Source organism: Gabonia massiliensis, assembly GCF_001403595.1.
GTDB classification, from domain to species: Bacteria; Bacteroidota; Bacteroidia; order Bacteroidales; family Coprobacteraceae; genus Coprobacter; species Coprobacter secundus.
Map to the genome: position 1 here is coordinate 66597 of NZ_LN877938.1, position 16142 is coordinate 82738.

General features: G+C 33.6%; 12 protein-coding genes. 6 read left to right on the plus strand and 6 right to left on the minus strand.

The features are described 5' to 3' along the window. The first annotated feature begins 49 nt into the window (after positions 1-49). The 6 genes from hypF to BN2628_RS02515 all read left to right on the plus strand — a co-directional run bounded on the left by hypF (position 50) and on the right by BN2628_RS02515 (position 5430). Positions 50-2356: a carbamoyltransferase HypF gene (hypF, locus tag BN2628_RS02490; RefSeq protein ID WP_257606369.1), complete on the plus strand. Its 2307-nt coding sequence runs from the start codon at positions 50-52 to the stop codon at positions 2354-2356. A 4-nt stretch (positions 2357-2360) separates the two neighbouring features. Then, on the plus strand, positions 2361-2702 hold the full coding sequence (gene hypA, locus BN2628_RS02495; protein ID WP_044230592.1) for a hydrogenase maturation nickel metallochaperone HypA: 342 nt from the start codon (positions 2361-2363) through the stop codon (positions 2700-2702). 24 nt (positions 2703-2726) lie between these two features. Continuing rightward, entirely contained in the window at positions 2727-3473 is a 747-nt protein-coding gene (gene hypB / locus BN2628_RS02500) for a hydrogenase nickel incorporation protein HypB (RefSeq protein ID WP_044230593.1), read from the plus strand. Positions 3474-3477: 4 nt separating this feature from the next. Then, on the plus strand, positions 3478-3831 hold the full coding sequence (locus tag BN2628_RS02505; RefSeq protein WP_055095928.1) for a class I SAM-dependent methyltransferase: 354 nt from the start codon (positions 3478-3480) through the stop codon (positions 3829-3831). Between the two features lie 2 nt (positions 3832-3833). Beyond that, the gene (locus tag BN2628_RS02510) at positions 3834-4052 is read left to right on the plus strand and encodes a hypothetical protein (protein WP_055095930.1); all 219 of its coding nucleotides are present in this window, start codon (positions 3834-3836) and stop codon (positions 4050-4052) included. 109 nt (positions 4053-4161) lie between these two features. Beyond that, positions 4162-5430, plus strand: a complete 1269-nt coding sequence (locus BN2628_RS02515) for a porin (RefSeq protein WP_074023931.1) — start codon at positions 4162-4164, stop codon at positions 5428-5430. 103 nt (positions 5431-5533) lie between these two features. On the opposite strand, the gene BN2628_RS02520 is transcribed toward BN2628_RS02515, so the two are convergent. The 6 genes from BN2628_RS02520 to BN2628_RS02545 all read right to left on the minus strand — a co-directional run bounded on the left by BN2628_RS02520 (position 5534) and on the right by BN2628_RS02545 (position 15886). Then, positions 5534-7861, minus strand: coding sequence for a GLUG motif-containing protein (locus BN2628_RS02520; RefSeq protein WP_082002321.1), 2328 nt, complete (start codon positions 7859-7861; stop codon positions 5534-5536). Between the two features lie 79 nt (positions 7862-7940). Then, positions 7941-11177 carry a glycoside hydrolase family 2 TIM barrel-domain containing protein gene (locus BN2628_RS02525; RefSeq protein WP_082430120.1) on the minus strand — a complete coding sequence of 1079 codons (3237 nt, stop codon included), beginning with the start codon at positions 11175-11177 and terminating at the stop codon, positions 7941-7943. 544 nt (positions 11178-11721) lie between these two features. Then, positions 11722-12288 (minus strand): xanthine phosphoribosyltransferase, encoded by a 567-nt coding sequence (gene xpt, locus BN2628_RS02530; protein WP_044230819.1) that lies wholly within the window; start codon positions 12286-12288, stop codon positions 11722-11724. A 4-nt stretch (positions 12289-12292) separates the two neighbouring features. Continuing rightward, positions 12293-12718, minus strand: coding sequence for an acetolactate synthase (locus BN2628_RS02535; RefSeq protein WP_044230818.1), 426 nt, complete (start codon positions 12716-12718; stop codon positions 12293-12295). Between the two features lie 22 nt (positions 12719-12740). Continuing rightward, on the minus strand, positions 12741-14039 hold the full coding sequence (locus BN2628_RS02540; protein WP_044230817.1) for a phenylacetate--CoA ligase family protein: 1299 nt from the start codon (positions 14037-14039) through the stop codon (positions 12741-12743). 191 nt (positions 14040-14230) lie between these two features. Beyond that, the gene (locus tag BN2628_RS02545) at positions 14231-15886 is read right to left on the minus strand and encodes an AMP-binding protein (RefSeq protein ID WP_044230816.1); all 1656 of its coding nucleotides are present in this window, start codon (positions 15884-15886) and stop codon (positions 14231-14233) included. Positions 15887-16142: the final 256 nt, after the last annotated feature.

A 16142-nucleotide genomic window follows, 5' to 3' on the forward strand; every position in this document is an offset into this window, starting at 1 on the left:
ATATGAACAATCCGGAATAAGTTTTTGTTTTTTTAAACAGAAAACAATTATGATTTCACCATTTTTTAAGATAATATTACGAATGTTACACAACTATCAAATTTATATCAAAGGTTTAGTACAAGGAGTGGGATTCAGACCATTTATATACAAAATGGCATCAGAAATGGAACTCACAGGTTCGGTGTACAATACATCGGATGGTATTTATATTCTTATTCAAAGTTCTGAAACAAATAAAAATACATTCATTGACAAAATTATTACTAACAAACCGGCTATTGCAGAAATAGAGGAAATCTCTGTAAAAGAAACGAATAGAATAATTCCTGAAAATAATAAATTTTCTATCGTTACGAGTGACTTCGGCAATAACAGTATTACACGAATAAGTCCAGATATAGCTATCTGTAATGACTGCTTGAATGATGTAAAGAAACAAGTTCACAGATTACATTACCCTTTTATTAATTGTACTCACTGTGGTCCTCGTTTTTCAATTATAAAAAGCTTGCCATACGACAGAGACTCAACAACTATGAATAGTTTTAAAATGTGTCCTATATGCCAGACAGAGTACAATGATACAAAAGACAGAAGATTCCATGCGCAGCCAATAGCATGTAATACTTGCGGACCAGTATACCGAATGAAAAATTCACAGGGAATATATACTGAAGATTATAACACGATACTTTCCTCTATAAAAGAATGTATTATAAATGGAGGAATTGTGACTCTTAAAGGTATAGGTGGGTACAACTTAATTTGCAATGCCACTAATCCTAATGCCATAAAACGTCTTAGAAAAATCAAGATGCGCCCTCAAAAGCCTTTTGCTGTTATGTTTTATGATAAAAGTCAGGCAGAGAAATATGTTTTTATCAATAATGATGAACTTCAATTGCTGACATCTTGGAGACGACCGATTGTTTTGCTTCGTGAAAGGCAGAAAATTTGCAGTAACGGACTAAATGATGGATATAGAACTCTTGGGGTCATGTTACCATATATGTTAATTCATCATGACTTACTTGAAAGTAAAGAAATAGAGGCTATTGTTATCACCAGTGCCAATAGTGATGGAGAACCTATAATCACACAAAATAATGAAGCCAGATACAAATTTGAACAAACAACGGATTTAGTAATAGAATATAATAGAGATATATATAATCGAGAAGATGATTCTGTTACACATGTCATTTCGGGGAAAAGCAGAATTATACGTCGTTCTCGGGGATATGTCCCTGAGCCGATACGTTCTGATTTGCATGTAGAGGGTATTTTTGCTGTAGGAGCAGACCTAAATAATGCTTTTGCTATAGGGAAAAATAAAGATATCATACTTAGCCAATATATTGGGAATATGCAAGAAAAGGAAAATCAAATATTTTTTGAGACATCAATGCTTCATTTTTTTCAAATATTCCGATTTTCACCCGAACAAATTATTTGTGATTTGCATCCCGAATATTTCTCAACGGCAATCGCTACAAAATATTCGATACAACATAATGTTCCATTATTACATGTCCAGCATCACCATGCCCATGCTGCTGCTGTAATGGCAGAATATAATTTAAATGAAGATGTCTTAGCCGTTTGTTTAGATGGTACCGGATATGGGGATGACGGTTGTAGTTGGGGTGGAGAAATAATTAAATGCAACTATACCAGTTACAACAGGTTGACTCATATCGAATATATGCCTTTGCCTGGAGGGAATGCTGTATCCAAGGAACCATGGAGAATGGTGATTTCATATCTGCATGATAAAAGTGGAATACGAACTTTATATCCTGATGATTTTATTGAAAGAATCGGTAAAAAGAAAATCAACATTATCGAGATGATGATGGATAGAAATGTCCTATCGCCCCTATCATCAAGTGCCGGTCGTCTTTTTGATACGGTTTCGTCATTAATAGGTGTCTGTGACATCAATACTTATCAATCTGAAGCAGCTATTAGACTTGAACAATTAGCAGACATTGAATGTAAAGAATTTTACCCAATCAATTGGAGTAACCCTTTAGATTTTAAGAATTTGGTCAAGCGGATAGCAAAAGATTACCAACTTGGAGTACCGATCTCTGTTCTCTCTTCTCGCTTTCATAATACGTTAGTTTACAGTCTCACACACACAATACATTATTTTTCCAAGAAAACTAATATCAACAAGATTATATTATCTGGAGGAGTTTTTCAAAACAAATTATTATCAAATCTGTTAATAAAACAATTAACAGCAAAAAAATTGCATGTTTTTTTCCCGTCTAAAATACCTTGTAACGACGGCTCAATTGCAATAGGACAAATAGCTATTGCTGCAGCCTTAAAAAAAAATAAATAACTCTATGCACGAATTATCTATAGCTCTCAGTATTGTCGAATTGGCAGCAAAAGAAGCGCATAAGGAAAATGCCAAAGAAGTAAAAGAGATAGAATTGGAAATTGGGGAAATGGCCGGAATCGATACAGAAGCTCTTTTATTTTCTTTACGCATTGCCATAAAACACAGTTTGCTTGAAAATGCCGAAATAAAATTGCACTTGATAAGTCCCATAGCTTATTGTTCCAAATGTCGTATAGAATTTGTTCCACAAAACAGATTTGAGCCTTGTCCTTTTTGTCACTCTTATGGTATTGAATTGAGACAGGGAAAAGAGCTCAGACTGAAATCTTTACTTATAGAATAATAATTTTAAAAAGGAGAAAAAACAATGTGTACAACTTGCGGATGTGATTATCACTCAAACATGGATCATGAAGAAATGCATAAGCATGGTATAGCCCACGAGCATCATCATGAGACTGGATATACAAGACAAAAGATAGAACAGGATATCTTATCTAAGAATAACTTAATAGCTGAAAGAAATAGAGGATATTTTGAAGCTAAAAATATTACATGCTTTAATATTGTAAGTTCTCCAGGTTCAGGAAAAACATCTTTTCTTGAAAAAACTATTGAACTTTTAAATAACAAGTATACAGTTTTTGTGATAGAAGGTGACCAACAAACGTCAAATGATACAAATCGAATAAAAGCCCTCAATGTTCCTTGTTTACAAATTAATACTGAAAACGGATGTCACCTAGATGCCAATATGATATACGAATCAGTCAAGAGTTTGGCTCCTGAAAATAATTCTATCCTATTCATAGAAAATGTAGGAAATTTAGTATGTCCGGCATTATTTGATTTAGGCGAACAAAAAAGAATTGTCTTGATTAGTGTTACTGAAGGGGATGATAAACCTTTAAAATACCCATATATGTTTGAAAGTGCAGATATATGTATAATTAACAAAATCGATCTTCTTCCTTACATAGATAGTAAAATCGAGAGAATTAAAGATAATGCAAGAATAGTTAATCCAGATATGTTATTTTTCGAAATCTCTGCTACTAAAGGTTCAGGAATGGACAAATGGATAAAATTGTTGGATAAACTAAAATCTGAATGATAAAATGGATATTAAAACTGACTTTTTTAACTCTGTAGCTTTTACATGGGATGAAATGTGTCATTATGACGATAAAAAAATCCGTTTTTTATTACAATTATTAGAAATTTGTCCTAATGATTCTATTTTGGATGTTGGAACAGGAACAGGGGTTTTAATTCCTTATTTTAGGGAAGTAAACCCTTTAGGCAAAATTATTGCGATAGATAACTCTCCGAAAATGATTGAAGTTGCTCAAAAAAAATTTAGTCAAGAAAAATATACCCAATTTTTAATATCAGATGTTGAACTGGATTGTATACACGAAACATTTAATCATATAGTGTTATATTCAGTATTTCCTCATATTGAAAATTAAAATTGATAAATAAAAATCTTAAAAAAGATGGAAAATTATTGATTGCACATTCAGACAGTCGTAATCGGTTAAATAATATGCATAAAAGAAAAAATAAAAGTGTGTGTAATGATATTCTTATTGATGTACAAAAACAGGCAAATTTGTTTTCACAAGCAGGATTACATGTTAAAGATGCATTTGAAAATGAGGAGCTTTATTATCTTTTACTTACACAATAATAATAAATATGATTTTTTTTGTAACTGTTTTGAAATACGGATGAAACCTTTATGTAGTTTATATTAATTACTTTTGTTAAAAATATAAACCCAACTTAAATTAAAATTTATGCTCAAACTAAAAACGACAATTGCCGCGGTGAGCCTTATTTGTTTTTTTTCAATTCCGTTGACCTATTCTCAAAAAATAGGAGAAAAAAATAATCCGATTTGGAAAACACTATCCGAAAACAATGAAAGAGATATATCCGAACTTTTAAGGAATATGCCTAATATAGAAGTGGGAAAAGGTATAACGTTTATGCCTAAGAATGAAAGTTATAAAATGACTATGCGATTCAGAATGCAGAATATGGTAGGACTTTCCTTCAATGAACATTTTTCTTTAAACAAAACAGAAGCACAAGTAAAAAGGTTACGTTTAAGATTTGACGGTTATATATATTCTCCTAAACTTACATATACTATTCAGTTAGGATTTACCTCTTATGATGCTAAAGTATTGCCTAATGGAAATATGAATATTGTACGCGACGCCATGGTATATTATGTTCCGTCCTCAACTTGGAACATTGGATTCGGACAAACCAAAATAAAAGCCAATCGTGCTCGTGTTAATTCTTCCAGTGCATTACAATTTGTAGACCGCTCTATTGTCAATAGTGAATTTAATCTTGATCGGGATTTTGGATTTTTCGGAGAATATAATACAAAATTATTCTCAAATTTCAACTTTGGAGCAAAAGCTTCTATTACAATGGGAGAGGGGAGAAACTGGAATACTTCCCAAAAAAGCGGGTTTGCTTATACCGGACGACTGGAGCTTTTTCCTTTAGGTCGTTTTAAGGGTTATGGAGAAGTGATTGAAGGTGATTACGAACGTGAAGAAAAGATAAAAATATTTTTAGCCGGAACTTACAGCTATAACAATAGAGCTTTACGCTTACAAGGACAAAATGGAGCAATGATGCCTGATAGTCAACATAGAAATATCTCTGCTTACTTTTTTGATTTTATATTGAAATATCGTGGATTTGCGTTTTATACCGATGTCATGGGACGAATTTGTAATACTCCGACATTTAAAGATAGTGATGCATTTGTATATAGCGGAAAAGGTGTGAATCTTCAAACCAGTTATATATTCCCGTCAAATTGGGAAATAGCATTACGCAACTCGACATTATTACCCGACCATAGAATTCAAGATTTAGCCGGATATAAATTTAATAATCAATCAACTTTTGGAGTAACTAAATATTTAATAGGCCATAGCTTGAAAATTCAGGCAGATGCATCTTATAATTATAGAAAAAATCCTATAATAAATGGGTATAATAGATGGGAACTCCGATTCCAAATAGAACTAGGATTATAAACATAAGTTAAGATAAAAATAAAGTAAGCGATTTTATACTCTAAAATAGAGCAAAAATCGCTTACTTTATTTTTCAAATCATTCGATTCTTACCTCTGACTCATCACTTTTTTACAACTTTTATTATCTCGTTTTCTACCTTTACAAAATAAATACCGTTAGCCAAAGATGAAAGATCCAGCATTGACTTGTCCGATTGCATTACTGTACGACCAGAAAAATCATAAACTGATACAATTGATGATAACGCTTTATTTGTAATAAAAATTTCACCTTCTGTAACAGTCGGATAAATAGACGGCTTATTTCCCTTTTCAGTCAGTACTCCGACAGGCTCACTCATTTCTAAATGTTTAGGCATTACTGCTGGTTGTTGTTCTGCTAAGACATTTTTCAATATAGGCAGAGTATATTTTCTGTTCCCCATTATCCAAATTCCATCTTCATCGAAGTTCCAACCCAGGCTAAGGTAAGTAGCCACATCGTTCACCTCTTCTTTTGATTTGTTCAGGCCATTGTTATCTGCTATTTTTCCGGATAGAGTTTTTCCATCTACCAACATTCCTTCGAATGCGTAGTTATTTAAAGTGGTTTTGGCAGAATTTTTTATCCAACCAACAATGCGACCAGCTGACTTAGAAGAAAAAATTTCAGAATTTAATGCGATAGAATTTTTTATCGTATAATTTTCACTCTGATCATTAGTCCCTCCGACAAGACCACCGGCTGATTTATCATTATTGGTAGATTTGACAACACCTGTACTATAGCAATTCTCTACGTTTATACTACGATATGCAGTTCCAACCAATCCTCCTGCGCCATCAGCACCTAATACTGTCGTATTTGCAACATAGCAATTGCGAATATTCACTGTAGTACTATTTGTAGATGTATATCCGAGTATACCTCCGGCAGCCGAACTTTTAGCTTCAATTGTACCACCTGCTACAAAACATTCATCGATTGATATTTCCGCTGTTGTGTAAGGTGTGTGTCCCACAAATCCTCCGACATTATTATTCCCTTCAATTTTTTTATCATCTGGAATTATTATACCAGTTCTTTTTATCACACCTCCAGTTATACTTCCAAAAAGTCCGACATTATTTATGGCTGGTCTATCAATCCAAAGCCCATATATAATAAAACCATTTCCATCTAATGAACCACTAAATCCATTTATAGGTTCCCAACCTTCTATTGGTGAATTTTCTGTGATCCAATTGGTTAAATCAATATTGTTTACTAACTTATAATGAGCTTCAGGATTATTTCGTATCTCATTCAATTCTGCTGCTGTAGTTATCAAATATGGATTATCTATATCACCAGGTTTACTTATATATAAATATTTTGGTGTTATTTGGGGTTGTTGTTCCATAGAGACATTTTTCAATACTGGTAAAGAATATTTTCCGTTACCCATTGCCCAAATTCCTTCTTTTGCATCAAAATTCCAGCCTAAGCTGGTGTAAATGGATATTTCATTTATTTCTTCTTTAGATTTGTCGAGGCCATTATTATCAGTAGCCTCTCCGGATAGAGTTTTACCATCCACCGACATTCCGTCAAAAGCGTAGTTATTGGAGAGCGTTGTTTTTGAACTATCCTTTATCCAACCAATAATACGACCCGCCGATTTTGACGATGCAATACTGGGATTCAATGCTATAGAATTTTTAATAGTATAGCTGTCTTTTGCATCGTTAAATCCTCCTGCAATTCCACCGGCAGCCTTATCGTTATTGGCAGATATTATGGTGTTGGTAGAATAGCAATTTTCTATGTTTATATTACGATATGCTGTTCCGACAATTCCTCCGGTTCCATCAACACTTATCACGGTTGAATTTGCAGTATAACAATTACGTATATTTACTGTCACGCTGTTTGTAGATGTATATCCGAGTATACCTCCGGCAGCCTGGTCTTTCGACTCAATTGTACCCCCTGTTACAAAACATTCATCGATTGATATTTCCGTGGTGGTATAAGGAGTTTGGCCGACAAGGCCACCTACATATTTTTTTCCTACAATTTTCTTATTATCTGGAATTATTATGCCGATTCTTTTTATTATGGCTCCGGCAACACTCCCAAAGAAGCCTATTTTTTCTGCCTCCGGTTTTTCAATCCAAAGTCCGGAAATAACGAAACCGTTACCGTCCAATACTCCTTTGAATTCATTAATCGGTTCCCAACCTTCCATTGGTGAATTTTCTGTAATCCAATCTGTCAAATCGATATTGTTCATCAGTTTGTAATGAGCGTCAAGATTATTGCGTATCTCATTCAATTCTGTTGCTGAAGTTATCAAATAAGGGCTGTCTTCATCCCCGTTTCCATTGCCACTGAAGGCATTCAGATTCATTGTAAAAATGCCTATATTTATCCAGGCAAACAACATTAAAAATAGACGTTTTCTCATAATTTTATAATTTGTATTAATAGAGATATGATAATTTATATATAAATATAATATCTGTTTTTTCGCGTTTGAGATTAAATTATTTTATCAAATACTTAACCGTTTTGTAATTTAATTGGGGTGTAGACAAACTAATCAGATAAAGTCCGCTGCCTAATTGGCAGGTATAACTATCACTAAATTGTTCTGAAACAATCGTGTGTCCGAGTAAATTTCTTATTTCTAATTTTACAGAATCTACTAAATCAATTGATTTGACAGTCAATTCGTGACCCTGTTTTGTTATTTGAAATGGACTTTCTTTTTTTTTATCATTAATTGATGTCAAATCATCAGAAAAAACACATTTAAATTTTGTCACATTTCCTGAATGGTCAGTTATAACCAGTTCATCATTTTCTTGTATAAAATATGACATACTATTCAAACTATATGACATATTACCTTCAAAAGAAATATTTCCTAAAAACTTTTCCGTAGTAAGATTCTGTACATTTTCTTCTGAATTCAAAATTTTTATTTGCTTATTCTCAAAATCTATAACGTATTCGTCTGATTCGATAATCCATCCGAATACTTCTATTTCATATAAAGAAGGATAAGCAGTAGAAGCATTACCACCGATAACCTCGACTTTTACAAATCGACTTTTGCTTTTCAAATTGTCGGAGATGGTATTTGACTGATTGTTAGTAGAACGATCTACTTCTGTAACAAAGTTTTTTCTATTGTCTGCTGTCTTCACATAATATTGATAAGTTCTGGTTCCATTAGGGTTATACCAATGAATAGTAATCTTATTTAAGATATATTCCTTTCCTAAATCAATTTCAAGCCAATGAGCATTCTTGTCTTTCGATGCCCAACGTGTAGTATAATCTCCGTCTACAGCATAACGCGCCAAGTTGTTTTCATTTATCTGTTCCGAATCGGTCGTTATGGGTTTATTTAAAGCTATATGACCGGAAACGAACTCATATATGGCCTTGTTTTTTTTATCTTCAGATGTTACTATTACTTTCATTCCGATACTAATAAATCCTTCTGTCACAAGAGTCTCTCCATCAGACTCAACAATAATAAAAGTCGCGCCATCAAGAGCCTGCAGGTAGGTATCGATATTTTTTACAGGAATATTTTCCTCAAATACGATTCTTTTGTTATCTATATCCACAACAAGTTTGTCAGATTGTAAATTTGTCGTTGTCCCAGCTATTTTAGTCCATATAACTTCATCTGAATACTCTTCTTTATTTTTAATTCCTATTACCTTGATTTTGTTTTCTGAGCCCGACAAGAGTTCGATATTATCCCATTTAAAAAATCCACATTGAACATCTTTTGATAGTTTTTTCCCTTTTGATGCACCATTTACAAAAAGTTCTACCGATTCACAATTAGAATAAATATTTACGGGAGTAATCGTTTCTTCTCGTTCGGTATACCTTCGGCTCGTAATATACACAAACGGATCATCGCTCCAATTTGCTTTATAAGCATAATAACTGTCTTTTTTCACTTTGCGGTCATAGGTAACCAAGCCTTTATCATTCGTACCAGGTTGATCCCCTTCATTTCTTCCGTCCGAAGCAAAATCGAACATATTCCACAAAAAGGTTCCCCAAACAAAATTTCGTGTAGAAATATCTACAATGGCTTGTTCATGAACTTTATTTTGATATTCTTCTGGATGAAATTTTCCTCCATTTGTTACCGGTTTTGAAGGGTTTATTTCATGGTGATAAATACTACCACCAGCTCCGTATTCTGAAAGTGCAGTAGGGCGAGATTCTGAATTTTTGAAATCATCCAACTTGCTACTAAAAAGAGGATTTTGTACGTACCATCCTGGATAGTAGTTCCAAGCAAAAACGTCCGAATCCCAATTTCTTGCAGTATAGTGATTGGTAGCTTGAACTGTTAGGCGGGTAGGATCTTCAATTTGGGCTAATTCGTTTAATTCTTTCATTAATCCCCTCATATGTGTATCGTGTTGCTCTCGGATTTCGTTTTGCAATCCCCAAAAAAAGACAGACGGACGATTATAGTGTTGACGAATTAATTCTCTCAACTGAGTTTTAGTAATGTCATTAAATGTTGCAGCAGTTCCAGGGCGATCTACAAGTGGTATTTCTGTCCAAACTGCTAATCCATATCGGTCACATAAATCATAGATATAAGGATCATGCGGATAATGCGCCAAACGAATAGCGTTTGCCCCCATATCATATATCATTCCGAAATCTTCATTTTGTTCCTTGCTGGTAACAGCATACCCCATGTTATATCGGTCTTGATGCTTCCCGACGCCACGTAAAGGATACAAATTGCCATTTAAAAAAAATCCATCTTTTGTTACAGAATAGTATCTAAAACCGACGTATTCTGATACAGCATCTATTATATTTTCACCTTCGGTAATCTCTAAATCTACAAGGTAGCGATAAGGATCTTTCTTTCCATTCCACAAATGTGGATTTTCAACTGTTACTTTTTCTTTAAATTGATATGAACTTCCAGGCTCTATTGCTACTGTCTTGTTCACTTTTTTTATTTCTTTGCCACCTGGACACATCGCGTTTACATCAAACGCTGGATTAGGAACATCCTCTATAGTTGTAAAATTATCAGGATTTCTCAATATTCCATTGATTGTAATAGTTTTAGTTTCTGAAGAATTATTCAATATTTTGGCTCTTATCTCTAAATCGGCACTTGCTTCACTAACATTGGTAGGAGTCAAGTAGAGTCCGGAAGAACCACAATCCATCAAATCAATATGTACAGGGTCTACTACAATTAAAGAGACATCCCTATATAAACCGCCTAAAACAGAAAAGTCTCCACCTAAAGGTATGATTTCTTCTGATAATCTATTATCTACTTTTACAGCAATAATATTATTCCCTTGCTGCATTTGAGCAGTAATATCAAAACGAAAAGCCGTATAACCACCCTTATGATTTCCTACAGATTTGCCATTTACGAAACACTCAGCTTGTAGACAAGCTCCTAAAAATTCAATATAAAGCTTCTTTCCTTGAAAAGAATCATTCCAAGGCAAAGATTTTCTATACCATCCAATAGTACGTAAGTAATTATTACCACCATCCTGAGCATCAGTACTATTCCATGTATGTGGAATATTTACAGTAGTCCATGTCTCATCTGCATAATCAACTGAAGCTGGAGCATCGGTAAGTATTTTAGTTTGAAACTTCCAGTTGGTGTTAAGATTGATTCTCCATCGTATTTCATTGGCAAACACAAATTGACAACAAATGAAAATACTGAATAGTAAAATAAATTTTCTCATAAATAACTAATTATAGATAAAATACTCTTTAAAAACGTCAGATTTTACAAATAATAATACCAACGGAAAACATATTATTTACTCAAAAAGGTAAGTAAGAAAACTTTTGTTGATAATGAGTTTTTATATTCCCTAACAGACTTCTTTCATGGCCATATTTATTATTCAAATAGAACTTGCTAGATAACTATCTGATTATATATTTACAACTGACACAAATGTATCATATTAAATAAAAAAATATAAATACTTTTTTATCTAAAAATGATACTTTTCAATATACAACTATTTAATAATTGGAGGAAATTAATAGATATAGTTTGGTAATAGTAGTATTGTAACTCTCAAATATTTAATCAATTTATTTAATTTCATGTACATTTCTTATACGTTTTTACCTCATTGTAGGAATATTAGGATATATACCAATTTCTATATACAATAAAAAAATATAAACAAAACATACGGAAGGTGAAATCCAAAAACAAGCTTCACCTTCCGTATGTTTTGTTTATATTATAAAATTATTTTTTTGAGAAATTTTCTATTTAAACACTATCTGGCAATTTTCTAAACTTTTAATTATGGCTAAAGATTCTACGTGGATACCTTTCTCTCTTAATATATGTCCTCCATTCTGAAATTCTTTTTCGATAATAAACCCCATTCCTGCAAGCGTTGCACCGGCCTGATTTATCAAATCTATCATGCCCAAAGCTGCATTGCCATTAGCTAAAAAATCATCGATACATAAAACATGATCTTCCGGTGTCAAATATTCTCCACTTATACTGACCGGATAGTCCCTGTCTTTTGTAAATGAGTGTACTATTGATGTGAGAGCATGCCTCATTGTTTTAGGTTCTTTCTTTTTGGCAAAAACAACAGGGAGCTGCATTTGATAACCAACCATAATAGCTGGTGCTATACCACTGGCTTCAATAGTCATGATTTTATTGATATATACTCCTGAAAAACGTTTTACAAATTCATCTGCGATGGATTTCATCAATTGAGGATCCATCTGATGATTGATAAAACTATCGACCTTAAGTATCCCTCCTTCAAAACAGGCTCCGTCTTCCAAGATTCTTCTTTTCAATATTTCCATTGTTTTACAAATCAGTCAATTGTTTTTCTGAAATCATCGTCAGATTAAAATTTTTAGCCACTTTGATTGCAGCATCTTTATCATTTGCTCGTAAAATAAGAAAGGCTTTGGACTTGACAGAAAAACAGTATATATATTCTATATTTATTCCATGTTCGGAAAAGCATTTCAGCTTTGTTGCAAAATCTCCTGCCAACGAGTCACATGAAATGGCAATCACTTCACTTAGGTTAGCACTTACTTTGTTCTCTTTTAATAATTTATATGCAGTCTGGGTATCAGACGTTATCAATCTTAGAATACCATATTCTGATGTATCAGCAACAGTAGCGGCAATAATTCGTATGTCCGCATGGCCTAATATATCCAATATTTCATTTAATCTTCCTGATTTATTTTCAAGAAAGACTGATAGCTGTTGTATAATCATATTCAGGAATTTTGGTTAATCATTATTTGTTATTTCTTAAATCTTTTACTCGTATGGCTTTACCTTCAGATAGAGGTAGGCTACCTTTATCTATTAGCTTGACTTTTGGAGTCAGTAATATTTCATCTTTCAATTTATGAGTTATAGATTTAGTTAATTGCTGTAACTTACTATAATCATCAGTAAACAAGTCACTTAATTCAACCTCCACCAGAACTTCATCATTATTTCCAACAGTATCTACTGTAATTAAATAGTTAGTTCCCAATTCTTTAAATTGCATTAAGATTTTTTCTATCTGCATCGGGAATATATTTACACCTTTAACGATAAACATATCATCACTACGACCTTTGATACGATCTATCCGACGATGAGTTCTGCCACAAGGACATGGTCCGGGGATAATCCTTGTTAAATCTCTGGTACGATAACGAATCAAGGGCATAGCTTCTCTATCCAGAGTTGTCAATACCAATTCTCCAATTTCTCCATCTTCCACCGGTTCCAAAGTTTCAGGATCAACAATTTCCAGAATGAAACAATCTTCCCATAAATGGAGTCCGTTCTGATATGTACACTCAAAAGCAACACCGGGACCACTCATTTCTGACATTCCAAAGCTATTATAGGCCTTTACTCCCAATAATTCCTCTATCCGCTTTCTCTGTTCATCAGTATGAGGTTCAGCACCAATAACTAATGTCTTCAATTTAGTATCTTTCTTGGGATCTATCCCTATCTCTGTCATTACTTCAGCCAGACGTGTCGCATAACTGGGTATAGCGTGAGCTGCTGTAGTACCAAAATCTGTAATAAATTTTATTTGCCTCAAGCTATTGCCTGCAGCAGCGGGGACAGTTAATGCTCCCAAACGCTCTGCTCCATATTGAAAACCTAATCCTCCGGTAAACATCCCATAACCTGATGTATTTTGAAAAACATCAGTGTCCCGTATCCCGACCATATATAAGCATCGAGCTACACGATTGGCCCAATTATCCAAATCTTTCTGAGTGTGGCAAATCACAGTCGGATTTCCTGTCGTGCCACTTGAAGAATGTAGTCTCACTACATTTTTCATATCAGTTGCAACTAAGCCAAATGGATAATTATTTCGCAAATCTTCTTTTGTCGTAAAAGGTAGTTTCCGTACATCTTCTATGCTACAAATACTGTCAGCAGACAGATTTCTTTCCTTCAAAATTTTGGAATAAAAAGGAGTGTGTATTGCAATATTTATAGTCTCTTTCAGCCGCTTTACTTGCAGTTTTTCAAGTTCCAATCGGGTTATTGTCTCAATTTCAGGTTGATAATACATCTTGTTATGTGTTTTTGCTATAGTACAAATATTCTATTTTTACAAAGGTATATCTTTTTGTTCGAGTTTAATACATTTTGCTTTCATTTTTGCAAAACAAGTATAAAAAAAAGTAGGATTTACTTTCATTTTCTTATTTGTAAATCCCACTTAAATATTTTAAGTTATATAATTAGAAAAAATTGTCTAAATCAAGAATTTTGATATAAATATCGTTTAATGCTCCGCTTTGGTGTTTTCTCAAACTCTTCATAATAAATCTTCGTTTTACTAATCTGACTATATGCCGGTAATTCTTTATTCAGAGCAATACGATTTTCTTCCATCTGAGTTGTAATTTTATCTCCTGCCAAGCCTGCCCGTTCTGCATTCTCAAAATCGGGATATACCAATGCAACTAATTTTCCATCCTGATCGATAACAACGGACTCACTCACATATGGCATATTATTCAACTTAGCTTCAATTTCCTCTGGATAAATATTTTGTCCCGAAGGTCCTAAAATCATGCTCTTGCTACGACCTTTAAGATACAAATAACCATCTTCATCAATAATAGCCAAATCCCCAGTATTCATCCAGCCATCATCTTTCATAACCTGTCTTGTCGCTTCTTCATTTTTATAATAGCCCATCATCACATTATCTCCTTTTACATGTAACTCTCCAACAATGGATTGAGGATCTGGAGAATCTATGCGAGCTGCCATTCTTTCAACCACTTTACCACATGAGCCAGTACGTGCTTCCTGCCACCAAGCATATGAAATCAGAGGGCCACATTCTGTCATTCCATATCCTACAGTAAAAGGAAAATCTATTTTGCTAAGAAATTGTTCTACATCCGGATTCAAAGCAGCTCCTCCAATAATCATTTCTTGCAAATTCCCTCCAAATGTTTCCTCTAATTTGTTTTTTATACGAGTAAGCAACTGAGTGTCGAGTACAGGTACCATCAACATTAATTTCACCAGAGGTTTTTCTAATAAAGGAAATACCTTGGTACGGATAATTTTTTCTATAATAAGAGGAACGGCAACAATCAGCTTCGGTTTTATTTCAGCAAAAGCATCCATGATTACTTTGGGGGAGGGGACACGTGTCAGAAAATGAATATGACAACCCTTCGCAAATGGATTCAAAAGTTCTATAGCCAAACCATACATATGAGCCATAGGCAGCATGGAAACAGTGCCGTCACCAGCTTGTAAAAAGTCCAGATTCTCGTTACAGAACTTCAAATTTGACCAAATACTTCTGTAAGAAAGCATTACTCCTTTTGAAAAGCCTGTCGAGCCAGAAGTATAATTAATCAGAGCCAGTTCATCAGGTTTATCATCATAGTACTTCACATCGTCTTTCGTAAATCGGCTTGGGAACCGCTTTCCAAAATATTCATTTAGATGTTCACGGGCATCAATTAATTTGTTTGTCTTTGATTTCAACACAGAAAAATCTGTCATCATGACTATAGCATTCAACTCTGGCATTTGTTGCTCATTCAAATTTTCCCAGACAATATCACCTACAAATAAAAATTTGGCGTCCGAATGATTGACGATATGATGTACATTATCAGCTTTAAACTCATGCAGTATGGGAACGGCTACGGCTCCATATGTCAATGTTGCGAAAAAAGCAACAGCCCAATGAGACGAATTTCGTCCACAAATAGCAACCTTATCTCCGTGTTTTATATCTGCAGCTTCTAAAAGAATGTGCATTTTTGCAATCTTCCTTGCAATATCTTTATAACTGTAAGAGACCCCTTTAAAATCAGAAAGAGCTATACTTTCCCAGTTCTCCTTTATTGCATTTTCTATATACCAATTGAAACTCTGTTGCATAATTCAACGTATTATTTCAGACAAATATAGCAAATAGTTTGAATGAAATGTTCAATGATATAACAAAATAGAGAAACAAAAACTAAATATTACTTTTATAACTTTTCTTGAATGGCTCTCATTATATTTAAGAAATCTTCATTAGTCATTCCAAAATTAACGTCATCTTTGTAATGAACATAATCTTCAAAATAATCACTGGCTACATCAGCCATTAAGTTGTCTCCATCTAAAGATAAACTGTTGAGAAAATGTT